The organism is Arcticibacter svalbardensis MN12-7 (assembly GCF_000403135.1).
Classification (GTDB): Bacteria; Bacteroidota; Bacteroidia; order Sphingobacteriales; family Sphingobacteriaceae; genus Arcticibacter; species Arcticibacter svalbardensis.
The window spans coordinates 47015-61604 of the sequence record NZ_AQPN01000100.1 but is presented as its reverse complement, the minus strand read 5'-3'; the positions used below and the strand labels follow the sequence as shown (position 1 = coordinate 61604).

At 37.2% G+C, this 14590-nt stretch carries 13 protein-coding genes; 1 reads left to right on the top strand and 12 read right to left on the bottom strand.

All coding sequences use genetic code 11. The features are described 5' to 3' along the window. Positions 1–172: 172 nt before the first annotated feature. The 7 genes from ADIARSV_RS13295 to ADIARSV_RS13260 all read right to left on the bottom strand — a co-directional run bounded on the left by ADIARSV_RS13295 (position 173) and on the right by ADIARSV_RS13260 (position 9035). Positions 173–1720, bottom strand: coding sequence for a lipid II flippase MurJ (locus ADIARSV_RS13295; protein WP_016196076.1), 1548 nt, complete (start codon positions 1718–1720; stop codon positions 173–175). Between the two features lies 1 nt (position 1721). Further along, complete coding sequence (locus ADIARSV_RS13290; RefSeq protein ID WP_152439883.1) at positions 1722–2531, bottom strand: hypothetical protein; 810 nt, start codon at positions 2529–2531, stop codon at positions 1722–1724. A 4-nt stretch (positions 2532–2535) separates the two neighbouring features. Beyond that, positions 2536–3384: a DUF6492 family protein gene (locus ADIARSV_RS13285; RefSeq protein ID WP_016196074.1), complete on the bottom strand. Its 849-nt coding sequence runs from the start codon at positions 3382–3384 to the stop codon at positions 2536–2538. Positions 3385–3397: 13 nt separating this feature from the next. Continuing rightward, positions 3398–4465, bottom strand: a complete 1068-nt coding sequence (locus tag ADIARSV_RS13280) for a Wzz/FepE/Etk N-terminal domain-containing protein (RefSeq protein ID WP_016196073.1) — start codon at positions 4463–4465, stop codon at positions 3398–3400. A gap of 50 nt (positions 4466–4515) precedes the next feature. Next, positions 4516–7020 carry an SLBB domain-containing protein gene (locus ADIARSV_RS13275; protein WP_016196072.1) on the bottom strand — a complete coding sequence of 835 codons (2505 nt, stop codon included), beginning with the start codon at positions 7018–7020 and terminating at the stop codon, positions 4516–4518. Positions 7021–7245: 225 nt separating this feature from the next. Next, entirely contained in the window at positions 7246–7566 is a 321-nt protein-coding gene (locus ADIARSV_RS21550; RefSeq protein WP_152439882.1) for a MerR family transcriptional regulator, read from the bottom strand. 215 nt (positions 7567–7781) lie between these two features. After that, on the bottom strand, positions 7782–9035 hold the full coding sequence (locus ADIARSV_RS13260; RefSeq protein ID WP_016196069.1) for an aminotransferase-like domain-containing protein: 1254 nt from the start codon (positions 9033–9035) through the stop codon (positions 7782–7784). Positions 9036–9305: 270 nt separating this feature from the next. Here ADIARSV_RS13260 and ADIARSV_RS13255 point away from each other — a divergent pair, with 270 nt between their 5' ends. Next, positions 9306–9524, top strand: a complete 219-nt coding sequence (locus tag ADIARSV_RS13255) for a hypothetical protein (protein WP_152439881.1) — start codon at positions 9306–9308, stop codon at positions 9522–9524. A gap of 19 nt (positions 9525–9543) precedes the next feature. On the opposite strand, the gene ADIARSV_RS13250 is transcribed toward ADIARSV_RS13255, so the two are convergent. The 5 genes from ADIARSV_RS13250 to rpsB form a co-directional block, all read right to left on the bottom strand. Next, positions 9544–11292 (bottom strand): ABC transporter ATP-binding protein, encoded by a 1749-nt coding sequence (locus tag ADIARSV_RS13250; protein WP_040300061.1) that lies wholly within the window; start codon positions 11290–11292, stop codon positions 9544–9546. A 95-nt stretch (positions 11293–11387) separates the two neighbouring features. Then, positions 11388–11951 carry a ribosome recycling factor gene (gene frr / locus ADIARSV_RS13245; protein ID WP_016196066.1) on the bottom strand — a complete coding sequence of 188 codons (564 nt, stop codon included), beginning with the start codon at positions 11949–11951 and terminating at the stop codon, positions 11388–11390. A gap of 31 nt (positions 11952–11982) precedes the next feature. Beyond that, positions 11983–12690 carry a UMP kinase gene (pyrH, locus tag ADIARSV_RS13240; protein ID WP_016196065.1) on the bottom strand — a complete coding sequence of 236 codons (708 nt, stop codon included), beginning with the start codon at positions 12688–12690 and terminating at the stop codon, positions 11983–11985. Positions 12691–12827: 137 nt separating this feature from the next. Next, the gene (gene tsf, locus ADIARSV_RS13235) at positions 12828–13667 is read right to left on the bottom strand and encodes a translation elongation factor Ts (protein ID WP_016196064.1); all 840 of its coding nucleotides are present in this window, start codon (positions 13665–13667) and stop codon (positions 12828–12830) included. 103 nt (positions 13668–13770) lie between these two features. Further along, entirely contained in the window at positions 13771–14574 is an 804-nt protein-coding gene (rpsB, locus tag ADIARSV_RS13230; protein WP_016196063.1) for a 30S ribosomal protein S2, read from the bottom strand. Positions 14575–14590 lie beyond the last annotated feature (16 nt).

Here is a 14590-nt window from a genome sequence, read left to right as displayed (position 1 = left end):
AAAATAGGCTTTGATAATTTCTGAAAGTTCCGGTACAAAACAATATCCAATTTGAGCAAAAATATTATATATGAATAAGAAAAAATAAATACTACCAAACAGAATATTCTTTCGTAAAATATATTGAAATGAGTAAATAAAAAATAAGGTATAAAATATTAAAAGAAATATATCAAACATTTTTATCCTTTTTAACGATTGACTTTAAACCATTTATTAAAAAAATAACCTCTTTCTGCTTGATAACGTAAGTTGACATAGCGACAAAAACCATCAGCCCTATATTACCACATATCAATACAATGATTACTTTACCTGATATATGTTGAGTATTAATATGTGTAAGCAATTGTTCTTTAATTACACCGACAAACACACCGACAACCATAACAATAAAGCCTTGCTTAACTAAAAATGAGAAATTGCCTTTATTGAGATACATACTCGTATTTCCAATGAATATTTTGCTTAAACACAAAATAAATAAGATTACCCATGTCAATATATACGACATACAAATCCCTTTAATAGTAGAAAAATATACTGCTATGCCACTAAAAACAAAATATAGAATAGTTGAAAGGATTCCTATAAGAGCAACAAATTTTATTTTTTTTTGCACAAAAAGCATTCTAAACATGATTACTACGCAAAGCATAAAAATCATACCCACTAGCATATATGGTAGGATAGAGGCAATTGCAACAGTATCATTTACAATAAAGGCTCCCCTCTGAAACATTATTTCAATAATTTCCTTGGATAATAATGATCCTATTATTGCTATAACAGATGCTAAACTAAATATGACCTTCAGAATAAGATTAACATCCATTAAAAAGTCATTTGATCTTTTTTCCAAAACGGCTAAAGTGAGCCTTGGTATCAATACAGTAGATGGTCCAGTTATTACCAAAGCGCCAACCGCTATAAGTAATCTTTGACAATAGCTCAAATAAGAAAGATAGGACGGTCCTAGTTTTGGCGCCCAATAAGCATCAATACTTTGATAAATAGTAAAACAAAGCATTGCAACTGCTGCAATTGGAATTTTTTTTAAGTACTTATTTACATACGCATTTGCAGACGGAGATAACTTATTGAATGAAATCTGGCTCTTCAATATAAAAATTGATATACATACCGATATGAAAGTTCCAATCATTATACCTAAGGGAATACTGACAATTCCTAAAGAGGCATGAAATAGTAAAAGGAAAGCTATTGAAAATAAATAGGGTAAAAAGTTTAATAAAAGTGGTTTTACAAAATGCTTATCAGAATTGAATTGACTTGCGAAAAAACCCGCAAAAAGAGTTGCAATAACTGTTATGGAGGACAACAGGAGCACTTGCTTTCCAACACCATACATAGCAATATTTATTTCTGTATAAACCCTTGGTATTAAAAAATTTATTCCTGTAGCGACAAAAACCACTATTATACTAACATAGAATAGAATTCTTTTTATCAAATTACCTACAATATTCTTAAATTCTATATCAAATATCCTTTTCGCATCAATGAGTGTTGGTGTTAGTGAATAGCTAAGTGCCGAAGAAAGTATGGCTGCGACCAAAACAGGTAGGCTTGAAAAAGTTAAAAATATATCTAAATCTTTACCTGCTCCAAAGTATTTGGCAATTAAAACTTGGCTAATAAATCCTACACCGCTTAAAATTAGCGAAAGTACAGTTACAATAATAGAGGATTTAAACATACTACTTTCCTAACATCCCTATTATAAACCTCAAAGGATTATTCAGAAGTTTTCTACCTGTTTCAAATTTTCTTCTTAAAAATGCCTTTGGTTTGTAAATCCCTCTTAAAGAGACATCGATTGAAATATTTTCCTTTTTAAATAATTCAGGAATATTTTCATGCCACTGCCCTTTAATGATACCAGTATGCATATAGGTTATTATTGGATTATTTTTACTCGAATACATTAACCTATTCGCTGTAAGAAATAAATCCGATCTCCTTTTAGCTCTTTGAGTACCGAAGATTTCAAACATCCAGCCATTTTCTGCAGGACGCAAGTAAGAGAGTAGCGTATCTTTATCCCATAATGCAGCTTGAGTAGAAATCCGATACTTACTGTTACCAACAACTACTAACCTTTTATCATGTTCATAATTTTTAAATGGACCAAAATTCCCTATATCGGTTAAGCCTATATACTTTATAACTCCACCTTCCATTAATCGGGAAAACTCGTCTATAGTATCTTTTAAAACAGGTTTCTCTATAAAGTAGTCCTCTTGAACATAAAGTATTAAAGGAGTGTCAACAAGTTCAATTGCTTTAATTAAACATTCACTCCATGATAATTTCCTATCTAATATTCCTTCATGTACTTTAGACGATACTATTTTCAATCCATCAAAACTATAATTTTTGAATTCAGTATTGAGAATCAAAGAGTAATCGAAATCAGGCCAGTTTTTCTTTAGTAAAGTAAAAAATGGCTCCCAACAGTCTTCAAACCCATCAGAGGAATTCACAATCATTGTTATATTACTTTTCAAAATATTATCTTTTATAATTATGATATGATACAGATTGATATCGCTCTTCTACTTTAGAGATATCATTATCTTCTTTCAAAAAGGAATTTTTATTAAACCAATACTGTATTTTGTATTTAATATTCGATTTTTTTAACAAAAACTGAGCATATAATTCATATTCAGAAAACATATAATAATTTTTTTCTGCTTCCAACAATATAACTGAAACCCAATTTATCCTATGGATTTCTTCGATATACGCCTTCAATTTAACTAGATGATTCTTGTTAAAAATCATATGATGGCATATAAATGATTTTGGCTTCAAATTCCAAAACCCCAATATTTTCGCATTTGTAAGTCTATAAAGAATATGAAACTCATCTGAAAACTTAATTATTGTTTCCTCCTTAGATAAAAAGAATTGTGTACTAAGCATAATTGTATCTGCATCCAACACCAAATAGTTCTCTGCTAAGTCTATAATTGTATCACTATTTAATTTAATCAATTGCTGTATATACCACCCGATCTTAGTTTTATCTTTAATTATGGAAATGAGATTTTGTTTAGAAACTGGTAATATATCATCTTCATTGATAAAATACAATTCCAAATTTTCACATAAGTTTCGTATCAATTCACTTTCAGGGGAAACCACAAATATCTTTCTGATAGGATTAACAGAATATTTTTTCAGCGAATTGATACAATTTTCAATGGAGGGTATATCCTTTTCAACTAAAGGAATTAACAAGTCAATTATTGGGTAAGCTTCCTTCGTTGGAATATTATATTTACTATAAAGAAAAGCAAAAGGTATTTTAAGTCTTGAAAAAACTTGATGTATTAAATAATCTAGAATAAACATGTCGATTTTGCCTTTATAAGCCCTTTTTTAAAATTACGTAGATACCAGTAAAGATCATCGAAATTACACTGAATATAATACTATATAGAAACATAACATTGTCTTCAACTTCTAAAGGCAAAATAGGCTCATCTACAATTTGTATAAGTGGAGCTTCTTTTCTATATGCTATTTTTGACATTTCCAAATTTTTAACCAATTCTCCTAAAAGTGCTTTATTTGTTTCAGCAGAAAACTGGGATCGTTGAACTGGAGCAATTCTTTGTACCTGTCTTGTTGGATTGAGGTTTGGTGTAGCATCAGCAATAGCTGCCGCTGAAAAAATATTCCCATTCATAACAGCTCTAACAGAATCTGTTTTTTGTTGTAAGATGTTTATGTTGTCAATATACTTCTTTGTCTTTGTTTGGACATAAAATTCATTTACATTTTTTACTATTTCATTGTTAAATGATTTGGCAAAAAATTCATCTTTACACCTAACATCAACTTTAATAATACTTAATTTTTTGTCTGGTTTAGTAACTTGAAGATTGTATTTATTAACATCTTTCACAACGACACCTAACACACTATCTTGTAATCTGGTAAAATTCCCCCATTTATTAGAATTAAAATTTATATTTAATAATTCCTTCTTTTTCGTCCATTTGTCCTTCATTTTATTGAAGGATATGTAATGTTCAATCAATGATTCTTCCTTGCCTTGAAAAATTATTTTAGTCAAAAGTGTCTTTTGAATCATATTTCTTGATTTGTATAATTCAAGTATATTGTCGCCTTGAAATATACCACCTCCTCCTCCCAAATCTACGCCAGCAAGGGATGCCAAGCTAGAAAGAGAACCCATTCCTCCTGATTTTTCTTCTTCCAGAACAAAAGTAGTACTGGCTGTATATAATGGCTTTTTAAAATATGCATAAGTCAAACCTAGAATACCACCGACTATTCCAAAAGTCATTATTAATACCCATTTTGAAAACAAGTAATTAATCCATTTCCTTAATTTTAAAAATAGCTCTCCAAGGGAAATTTCATCCTTTTGTGCATTAGTACTATTTTCTAGACTATCCGTATTCATGTATTTAATAATTTGTCATAAATTATAAGAGGTTTATATAAATGAAATCCCTATTTATATAAACTTATAATTATCAATGCCAATGAAGACAAGGCTGTCCCAATACTTATCCATCCCTGAACTCCAACTTTTTCTCTGGGAGCCCGTTTAGGCACAAAGATCTCAGCACCAGGCTTAACATTTGGATAGAAATTAAAAAACAACACATGACCTACTGCATCAACAGAACCATTCGCATATTGAATATAAGCTCCTTTTTTATTAGCATTATAAGTATAACCCCCAGCTCCTTTGATATACCCTTTCATTCCCCTACCATGTCGATAAACAACATTTATGGGTCTGAGTACCTCTCCTGTAACCTTTACCGTTTGCAATTGCTTCGGCACCCTGATTATATCTCCACCCTCCAACAGTAAATCAAATCTAGATAGAGGTTTATTCAGAATTTTCTTCAAATCAATTCCTACTAAATCACTTTCTAATAATAGGATTTCCTGACTAGATGTATCCTTTACTCCTTCTCCTTTTAGCCTGGATAAATTAACCATCTTTTGTTTATCTTCTTCCTGAGTATCAATGGCATTACCACTTCTGCTATCTTTGGCCTCATCTGCCCCAGGTCGTTTTAATGAAGCTCCTTCAACAAATGAAAGAGCTGTTAAACCACCGGCCCTTTTAATCACATCAGAGATCCGCTCATCTTTATGACTAATGGTATAGATTCCAGGATATAATACCTCTCCCTCTACTTTAACCTGTTGCTGTATCTGGTAACCTTCTGAACTCCGGATCGAAACTACATCAAAGGGTTGTAATATGATTACGGAATCCCGTAATTTCAAATCAACCGGAATATTTACATTAATAATATCTGCAGTTTTTGCTGACAACGAAGTAGCATCACTGTTCTTAACTCTTCGTGCAATTTCAATCCGATTAGGTGTAGCACCCTCTTTGAAACCGCCAGCCATCTGAATCAATGCCTCAAGTGTCATTCCCTCGGCATACTCGAAAGTACCAGGTGCTCTGACTTCCCCTTTAATATCAACTTTAAACTCTTCTCTCAGATCAAAAATGGAAGAAATAGTTACTTTATCCTCTCTCCTTAAAAGAATATCTTCCTGAGTTCCCTTTAACACTTTATCTACATCAAAAGACAATAGCGCCAATGTATTGTCTGTATTTAACCTTGATATATAACCTCGGTTTAAAAAGGCATCTTCTTTTAAGCCATCTGCTTTTTCGATCAATTGTTTCAAAGTCAAACCACTTTCTAATGCATATTGTCCGGGTCGAAATACTGCTCCCTCAATTTCTACACGATTAGCAAAACGGTCTAATATCGTTTCTACAATATATTTATCACCATTCTTTGGTCTGTAACCGCCAAAATCATCTGCATTAACATCTGTAATTTGTCTTTCCTTATTGGTATTCTGCAAAACTTTGATCTTGGCCGAATAGGCTTTATTAGAGAATCCTCCGGCAAATTTAACCACGTCAGCCAGTGACTCAGTACTAAGCACCTCATATAAGGCTGGCCTTTTCACTTCACCCGACATCTCAACTCTTGCCTGATATACCGGAATATTAATCACATCCTGGTCCTGCAAACGAATATTACCAGTTTGCATCCCTTTTAAAAGGAAATTATAAACATCTATAGTGGAAACAATTCGATTATTACGGATTACCTGGATCTTTCTAAATGACCCGTTTTCATTAGGCCCACCTGAAGCATTTAAAGCGTTAAACACAGTAGATAAAGAAGAAAGGGTATAAGAACCTGGCTTCACTACTTCGCCTAATAGCGTAATTTTAATACTCCTAATATTACCCAGGTTAATGGCAACGTTGGTACGACCACTTCTTAAACTTGGATAAGTGCTGCCCATTGCAGAGCGAATCTTTGAAGTTGCTTGCTCTATAGATAACCCTCCTACTGATATTAAACCTACATATTGAAGACGGATCGTTCCATCAGGACTCACCTGTAATTTATAATTAGCCTCATTATCACCAGTCAAATCAATTAACAATTGATCATCAGGTCCAATGATATATCCTTTAGGAGTAGCCATTCTTAGGTTTGGCTCAAACTTAATATCGTTGTTTTTGAATAACTCAGCACCGAAGATCTTAGGAATCAGGTTACCAAAAGCATCCTTTACTTGTGCTGTATTTTGATTTGCTAAATTTTTACTATTAATGGAGGCATCTGGTTGATCATACGATCTAACGGCCCCATCATCATTCTGTTCTTTCTCTGAATTAGTAGTAACACTTGACGCAGGACTTGATTTTCGTATTTTTTCAACTCGTGTTCTTAACTTTGAAACCTCTTCCGCTTTCATTCCCTGAGCAGTCGCCATTTGCTCCAATTGAGCATCATTATACCCAACAGACTCGGCTTTCTGGATCAACTGCCGCACTTGTGCATCGGTTAATTCATCAACTTTTACATCGGAATAATTGGTTTGCGCAAAGATATATGGGGAAATTAGTATACTACATATAAAGAGTAATGTAGCGGCAATTCGTCTAAAATTCATGAATATGGAGAGGTATTATTATAGTTGTAATAGACAAAAGTACCACATTCTAAACAATATTAAGTGATCTTTATCACAGAATTGAAATCCTAGTGATCAATTGTTGCACATTTGTCAAAGCTGATACGCGTGCAATACGAATTACGCTACTTCACAACTGGGAAATAATTTCCCATCCTAAGCTAAAAAAGGGCCAGCCCCCCAACTGGCCCTAAAAAAACTAATTTACCCCCTCACACACTCACTAAACCTATAATACGGCTTGTTCCCAACCCGGTATTCATCCAATTTTCCACCCTTTGTCCAAATGTCAATGGTCCTCCGGCTTACCCGAAGCTTGCTTGCCATCTCATCCATACTCAACAGCGCCTCTCCCTCTGTCTGTCCTATTTGATCCAGCAGCAGCTGCCGTACCTCCCGCATCACGGTTATAATAACAAACGTTTGCTGAAATAGCTTATCCAGCAGGTCTATTGCCTTAAACAGGCTTCGACTGATTTCTAACATGTAATTCCTCATTTTCTTTCTTTTTGTTACGTGTATCACGTTTTATAGATTTAATAAATTCGGATGTTTCTTTCCTTGAAACAAAATGCCGCAAAATTTCCAGTAGCTTATCCCATACTGGTTCATTATAACGCGAGAACTCGATATGAAGGCCTGAGACGCCTTTAGGTAGATCGAGGTGTTCATTCCTGTTGAATGGGTAAATGCAGAGCTCTCGTAGCTTCTTAGTGAGTTCGGTTACATCCCGGTTTTCTTTAAAAAAAAATGTTAATGTAACGACCACAAACAGGACGGCGCACATACGCATAAAGCGACAATGCGTCAAAAGACTTCTTCTTGATCTGCACCAACTGCTTTTTAAACCCCTTGTGCTCTTTCCTGAGGTAGATTTCCATCTGTCCGCTCTCTAGCAAAAGCGCAGCAGCATGTTCGAACTCATAGGTATGATGTTCGGGAAGTACCGCAATATGCGTTTTAAGTACTTCTATGAATGGCGCTTCGGCCACTACGTAATTGATGTTCTCCCAAAGCCGGTTTAATTTGCTCAATACAGATATAAAAATTACCCGGGCATGATGTACCCGCACTGCCAACCTATCGGGCAATGTGAATTGCGCAAATTCCGACTCCACTTCATACTCCACAATCTGGAAGTTAAATTCATGAGCCAGCGCGATCAGTGAATCCCGATCCTGGTCACTGGTCACCCATTCATCCAGCCAGGAAGAATCCGCACGAATAAATACAACCCGCACGTCACGGGCAGCACAGATCTTTCGCAAAGCACGCATATCCATTCCACAGCCCTTCTTATGCCCGGTAAATTGCACCTCACAATGCAGGCGCAGGAAAGTCTGCAAGGCATGATGATCCCGCGGAGTTTCCATAACCACCAGGTCACCCGTCGTCAGCAATGCATCGGCCACAACCTCCAATCCCTTGCCCTGTGACACCGGCAACAAATGTCCCATCTTGACCCGCAGCTCCTCTAGCAGCAGCTTCCTCACGATTGCCGCCTTGATGACCTGCATACTCGCATCGGATGATAAAGGGTGATCCCGCATCAGCTTCCTCTGCATAGTAGCCAATTGACGACCTTCCACTGTGGAAATCGGACAGACATCCATTTCGAGCATCAGCATCTGCCGCTCAAATGCAGCTGCAGGCATTTTACTGGCAAGCGTGTGATACGACCGCTGTCCCGTGTCCGCAAAATCAAAGGGATAAACGATCAGTCTCTCCTCCAATGGTTTTGCAGTAAAATAGGTTCCGCTCGTACCCCTTGATGTCAGGATTCCGTCCTCCCTCAGCTTTTTGTAAGCCTTTTGCACCTCGCAAGTACAGATATCGTACTCTGCAACCATTTCCCGCTGTGTGGGTACTTTGATCTGGAACTTTCCATGATTGCTTTTATTGTAAAAAGCAGTAAACTGATTGATAACGTTTTGCGCTTTCCATTTGCGGCCATCATTCATTGGCGCATAACTGCGAAGAAAATAAAGGTTCATAAAAGGTTTAAGGTTTATAATTGTTAACTAAAAACCCAAATCAACCGATTATAAATCACATTGGATTTACATTAATTTTTAACATTTAACGTTTGCAAGGCGTTGCGCTTAAATGAGGTATTATGTTGGTTCTTGTGGGTATTACATAGCACGCATTCTTTTAGAAAATACGAGACATGTCTCGTATTTTCTACAGGCACAACATTTTATAAGAAACTGGGTTATAAGTTTTTGGAATTACCTAAATTTACTAAAACAAAGGAGGAGTTTATGTCATACAGAACAAGTTTAGAGCAAAAGTGGGATTACGAAAACGTAATGAATTATGCTGTTCAAGAGGAGGGCAAAAAGAAGTATGGTGAAGGAGAGAAAAAAGGAAAAAAAGAAAATAAAATAGATACCGCTCGTAAAATGAAAGCCAAAGGTTACTCATTTGCTGAAATTGCTGAAATAACAGACCTATCCATAGAGGAAATTGAAAACTTATAAAGCAAATTTAATCAGATCCCTATACCATTACCCGCTCACCAATCTGCTGTCTCCACATCGCATAATAAAGCCCCTTTTCTTCTAAAAGCTCGGCGTGTTTACCCGACTCAATGATATGCCCTTTCTCCAAAACAAAGATCTTGTCGGCATGCATAATAGTGGAAAGGCGATGTGCAATCAATATGGTGATTCTTTTATCCATATTGGAAACATCCCGTATGGTCTTGGTGATTTCTTCTTCTGTAATGGAATCCAAAGCTGAGGTCGCTTCATCAAATACAAGGATATCGGGTCTGCGAAGCAAGGAACGGGCAATAGACAATCGTTGTTTCTCTCCACCGGATACTTTAACGCCACCTTCTCCAATAACGGAATCCAGCCCCTTATCTGCACGAGCGAGTAAACTCTGACATGCTGCTTTGCGCATCACATCCAGACACTCTTCATCTGTTGCATCTGGCCGCACAAACAATAAATTCTCCCTGATCGTTCCCGAAAACAACTGCGTATCCTGTGTCACAAAACCAATCCGCTCTCTAAGCTGATCGAGGTCTATTTCGGCTGTAGGAATATTATTATACATGATACCTCCCTCTTTGGGGCTATACAGACCAACCAAAAGCTTCACTAAGGTCGTTTTCCCTGAGCCTGAAGGCCCTACAAAGGCAATGGTTTGTCCGGTAAGTGAGGTAAAGCTAATGTGATTCAGTGCGTTGGTACTGGCGGTCTGATGTTTGAAACTAACATTTTTGAAACTCAACTCCCTGATGTGATCCAGCTTAACCGGATTAAGCGGTTTCTCCTCGATTGGAGAGCTCATGATCGCTTTAAAGTTGGCCAGCGATACTTCCGTTTCCCGATAGGTATTGATGATATTTCCTAGTTCCTGGAGCGGACCGAAAATAAAGAAGGAGTATAGGAACAGGGAGAAAAACTCACCAACGGAAATCTGATTATCGTAGATCAGGTACATCATCAGGAACAGGATCCCATTTCGCAAGAGGTTAACCAGGGTGCCTTGTATAAAACTCAGACTGCGGACGTACTTTACTTTTTTAAGCTCCAGCACCAGGATCCGATCCGTAGTGCTATTCAAACGCTTTATTTCTTGTGCGGCCAGACCTAAACTCTTAACCAGCTCAATGTTTCTTAACGATTCTGTAGTGGATCCGGCAAGAGCTGTCGTCTCGGATACAATACTCTTTTGCACCACCTTGATGCGTTTACTCAGAATAGAACTTATCGTTCCCAATACAGGGATCACCGCAATATAGAATACCGCAATCAGCCAATGGATATTGATCGCATAGAAAAACACAAAGGTAATCCCGATGACACTGGTGAAAACAATATTAATGGTGGCAATGATGAGCTTCTCAGTATCCAGTCGCACCTTCTGAAGGATGCCTAAGGTTTCCCCACTCCGCTGATCTTCAAACACCTGGTAAGGAAGCTCCAGCGAATGCGCCAATCCATCGGAATAAAGCTTTGCCCCCAGACGCTGGGTGATCACGTTCACATAGTAATCCTGGAAATTCTTGGCTATCCGCGATACCATGGCCACTCCCATTGCTGCCAGAACCAAGAGTCCCGCACCTTGAAAAAACTCCTGCGTGGTGTAATCGTGGTAATGCGTCACATACTTATCAATGATCTTCCTGAAAATCCAGGGATCAAGAAAAGAAAAGATCTGATTAATTGCAGCAAGGAGTAAGGCTAATGCAATTAGACTTTTGTATTTCTTTAAATAATCAATCAGAATCTTCATTAAAAAATGGGTTTTGTAGCGGTACAAAAATAATAAAGGGAACAGTGATCGACACCATTCCCTTCTTAACTTTACTTAAATAAGATATACCGTGTTTAAACAGTCATTATATCCTTCTCTTTTATCTCAGCTAAACGGTCTATTTGTACAATGAAACCATCTGTTACTTTTTGTACATCAATCTCACCTGTTTTGATTTCATCTTCTGAAACACCATCAGCCTTCAATTTCTGAATTTTATTATTCACATCCTTACGGATATTACGAATAGCGATCCGTCCACGTTCTGCTTCTTCCTTCACTTTTTTTACCAGGTCGCGGCGACGCTCTTCGGTAAGTGGAGGTACATTCATCCGGATCACCATGCCATCATTCTGTGGATTTAAGCCCACATTGGAATCAATGATCGCTTTTTCAATCTTAACCAACAGGGGTTTTTCCCATGGTTGTACTACAATGGTACGTGCATCGGGCGTATTGATACTCGATACCTGGCTAATTGGAGTAAGCGTACCGTAGTATTCCACCATCACCGAATCAAGCATCGAAGGCATTGCTTTACCGGCACGTATTTTTAACATCTCTGACTCGGCATGATCAATGGCTTTTTCCATCGAAGTCTTTGCGTCAGTCAGTTGCTTTTTTATAAGGTCGTTCATAAACCAGAATTATTATATCAATTATTAATTTTTATCCTCTAACCAATGTCCCGATTGCTTCTCCCTGCGAAATACGCATAAAGTTACCCGGTTTGTTCATATCAAAAACAATAATGGGAAGATTATTTTCCTGGCATAACGTAAATGCGGTTTTATCCATCACGTTCAGCCCTTTCTCATAAACTTCCTGGAATGTAATTTCATCAAATTTAGTTGCAGTAGGGTCCTTTTCGGGATCTGCGGTATAAATGCCATCCACACGAGTACCTTTCAGTACCACATCGGCATTCACTTCAATTGCACGTAACGAGGCACAGGTATCTGTTGTAAAATATGGATTCCCTGTTCCGGCACCAAAAATAACGATCCGCCTTTTTTCAAGGTGACGTACTGCTCTTCTACGGATAAATGGTTCGCAAATCTGCTCCATTTTGATCGCAGTCATCAGCCTGGTCTTAATGTCCAGTTTTTCAAGAGCATCCTGTAAAGCCATACTGTTAATTACGGTAGCAAGCATCCCCATATAATCTGCTTGTACACGATCCATTCCAGCTTTTTCTGCACTCAACCCACGGAAAATGTTTCCACCGCCAATTACGACCGCTATTTCAATACCAGTATCAAAAACCGCTTTGATGTCTTTTGCATATTGAAGCACCCGATCGCTGTCAATTCCGTATTGTTTATCGCCCATTAAGGCCTCACCGCTTAGTTTCAGAAGGATACGCTTATATTTCATTTTGAGAAGATGTTTTTATGATAATAGCCTGTTGAAGCCGGCCAAAGGTAAGTATTTATGTAGTAAATAAAAAAGGGGTTCTTTCACTTGCGCAAAAGAACCCCTTTAATAAGTTCATGATATTTCCTGAATACAGGTTATGCTCCTAATTGAACACGTTTGAATGCAGTAACGGTTAATCCTTTTGATACTGAATCTAAGAATTGAGCGACAGTTTTTGAAGAATCCTTTACAAACTCCTGGTTTAATAAAGTAGAATCTTTGTAAAACTTGTTTAACTTACCCTGAGCAATCTTTTCGATCATCGCTTCTGGTTTTCCTTCAGCACGGATCTGTTCCACAGCAATAGCCATTTCACGTTCGATAGTATGGGTATCCACACCATCTTTATCAATTGCAACTGGATTCATTGCAGCGATTTGCATCGATACATCTTTTCCGGCAGCTTCAATACCTTCCACATTAGCACTTAAAGCAACTAATACACCTAAACGGTAGTTCCCGTGGATGTAGGCAATTACTCTTTCTCCTGTTAAGATTTCGAATTTGTTTACTCCAATCTTTTCACCAATCTTTCCAGTCTGATCAATAACCTGATCAGCAATAGAAGTTCCATTCAGGTCCAAAGCAGTAAGTTCTGCTAAAGTAGATGGGTTCTTAGCGATAGCTAAATCAGCGATACTGTTCGCAAATGCAACGAAATCGGCATTTTTAGCTACGAAGTCTGTTTCGCAATTTACTTCAACAATAATTCCGTGTTTACCATCGGCAGTTGTTTTAGCAATTACTACACCTTCATTAGATTCACGGTCCTGACGACTTGCAGCAACTTTAGCCCCTTTTTTACGAAGGTAGTCGATAGCAGCTTCAAAATCACCATTTGATTCTGTTAATGCTTTCTTGCAATCCATCATCCCTGCACCTGTTTGCTGGCGCAGTTTGTTTACGTCTGAAGCGGATATTTGTACGGTTGACATTTTTTAAAGTTTATTTTAGAAATAGGTTATAAATAAAGAAGGCCGGCTTCTTAACCGAATTCCGACCTTCAAATATGTTATGCTCTTTTAATAGAGCGAAGAATTACTCTCCTTTAGCTGCAGCAGCTTCATTGGCAGCAGCAACTTCAGCAACATGACCGCTATCGATCTTTGCTTTGGCAGCAGCAGCTTCTTTTTCTGCTTCATCTTCTTTTTCACGTTTACGTTCATCTAATCCTTCATGAATCGCCTTGATAATGATATCAGTGATCAAAAGGATAGACTTAGTAGCATCATCATTCGATGGAATAGCAAAATCGATGTTTGAAGGATCTGAGTTTGTATCCACCATTGCGAAAGTAGGGATATTCAACTTTAATGCTTCAGTTACAGCAATGTGCTCTTTCTTTACGTCGATTAAGAATAATGCTGCAGGTAAACGGTTCAAATCAGCAATACCTCCAAGAAGTACTTCTAATTTAATACGCTCACGCTGGATCATCAATTTCTCTTTCTTAGATAATACATCATAAGTACCGTCTTTAGTCATCTTATCGATGTTAGACATCTTTTTGATTGACTTGCGCACAGTAGAGAAGTTGGTTAACATACCACCCAACCAACGTTCGGTAATAAAAGGCATATTAACTGATTTTGCTTGTTCAGCAACGATGTCCTTCGCTTGTTTTTTAGTCGCTACAAATAAAACCTTACGGCCTGATTTTACAATCTGTTTGATTGCTGCTGCAGCTTCTTCAACTTTTATTAAAGTCTTATTTAAATCTATAATGTGGATGCCATTACGCTCCATGAAAATGTACTGTGACATTTTCGGATCCCATTTACGGGTAAGGTGGCCAAAGTGTACACCTGCATCCAGTAAATCCTGATATGTTGTTCTTGCCATTGTGTGATCTCCCTGA

Bases quoted from the DNA above. Each gene is read 5' to 3' on its own strand.
- ADIARSV_RS13280 (WP_016196073.1), bottom strand. From the start codon at position 4,465: ATGAATACGGATAGTCTAGAAAATAGTACTAATGCACAAAAGGATGAA.
- rpsB (WP_016196063.1), bottom strand. From the start codon at position 14,574: ATGGCAAGAACAACATATCAGGATTTACTGGATGCAGGTGTACACTTT.
- ADIARSV_RS13250 (WP_040300061.1), bottom strand. From the start codon at position 11,292: ATGAAGATTCTGATTGATTATTTAAAGAAATACAAAAGTCTAATTGCA.
- frr (WP_016196066.1), bottom strand. From the start codon at position 11,951: ATGAACGACCTTATAAAAAAGCAACTGACTGACGCAAAGACTTCGATG.
- ADIARSV_RS13285 (WP_016196074.1), bottom strand. From the start codon at position 3,384: ATGTTTATTCTAGATTATTTAATACATCAAGTTTTTTCAAGACTTAAA.
- ADIARSV_RS13260 (WP_016196069.1), bottom strand. From the start codon at position 9,035: ATGAACCTTTATTTTCTTCGCAGTTATGCGCCAATGAATGATGGCCGC.
- pyrH (WP_016196065.1), bottom strand. From the start codon at position 12,690: ATGAAATATAAGCGTATCCTTCTGAAACTAAGCGGTGAGGCCTTAATG.
- ADIARSV_RS13295 (WP_016196076.1), bottom strand. From the start codon at position 1,720: ATGTTTAAATCCTCTATTATTGTAACTGTACTTTCGCTAATTTTAAGC.
- ADIARSV_RS13255 (WP_152439881.1), top strand. From the start codon at position 9,306: ATGTCATACAGAACAAGTTTAGAGCAAAAGTGGGATTACGAAAACGTA.
- tsf (WP_016196064.1), bottom strand. From the start codon at position 13,667: ATGTCAACCGTACAAATATCCGCTTCAGACGTAAACAAACTGCGCCAG.
- ADIARSV_RS13275 (WP_016196072.1), bottom strand. From the start codon at position 7,020: ATGAATTTTAGACGAATTGCCGCTACATTACTCTTTATATGTAGTATA.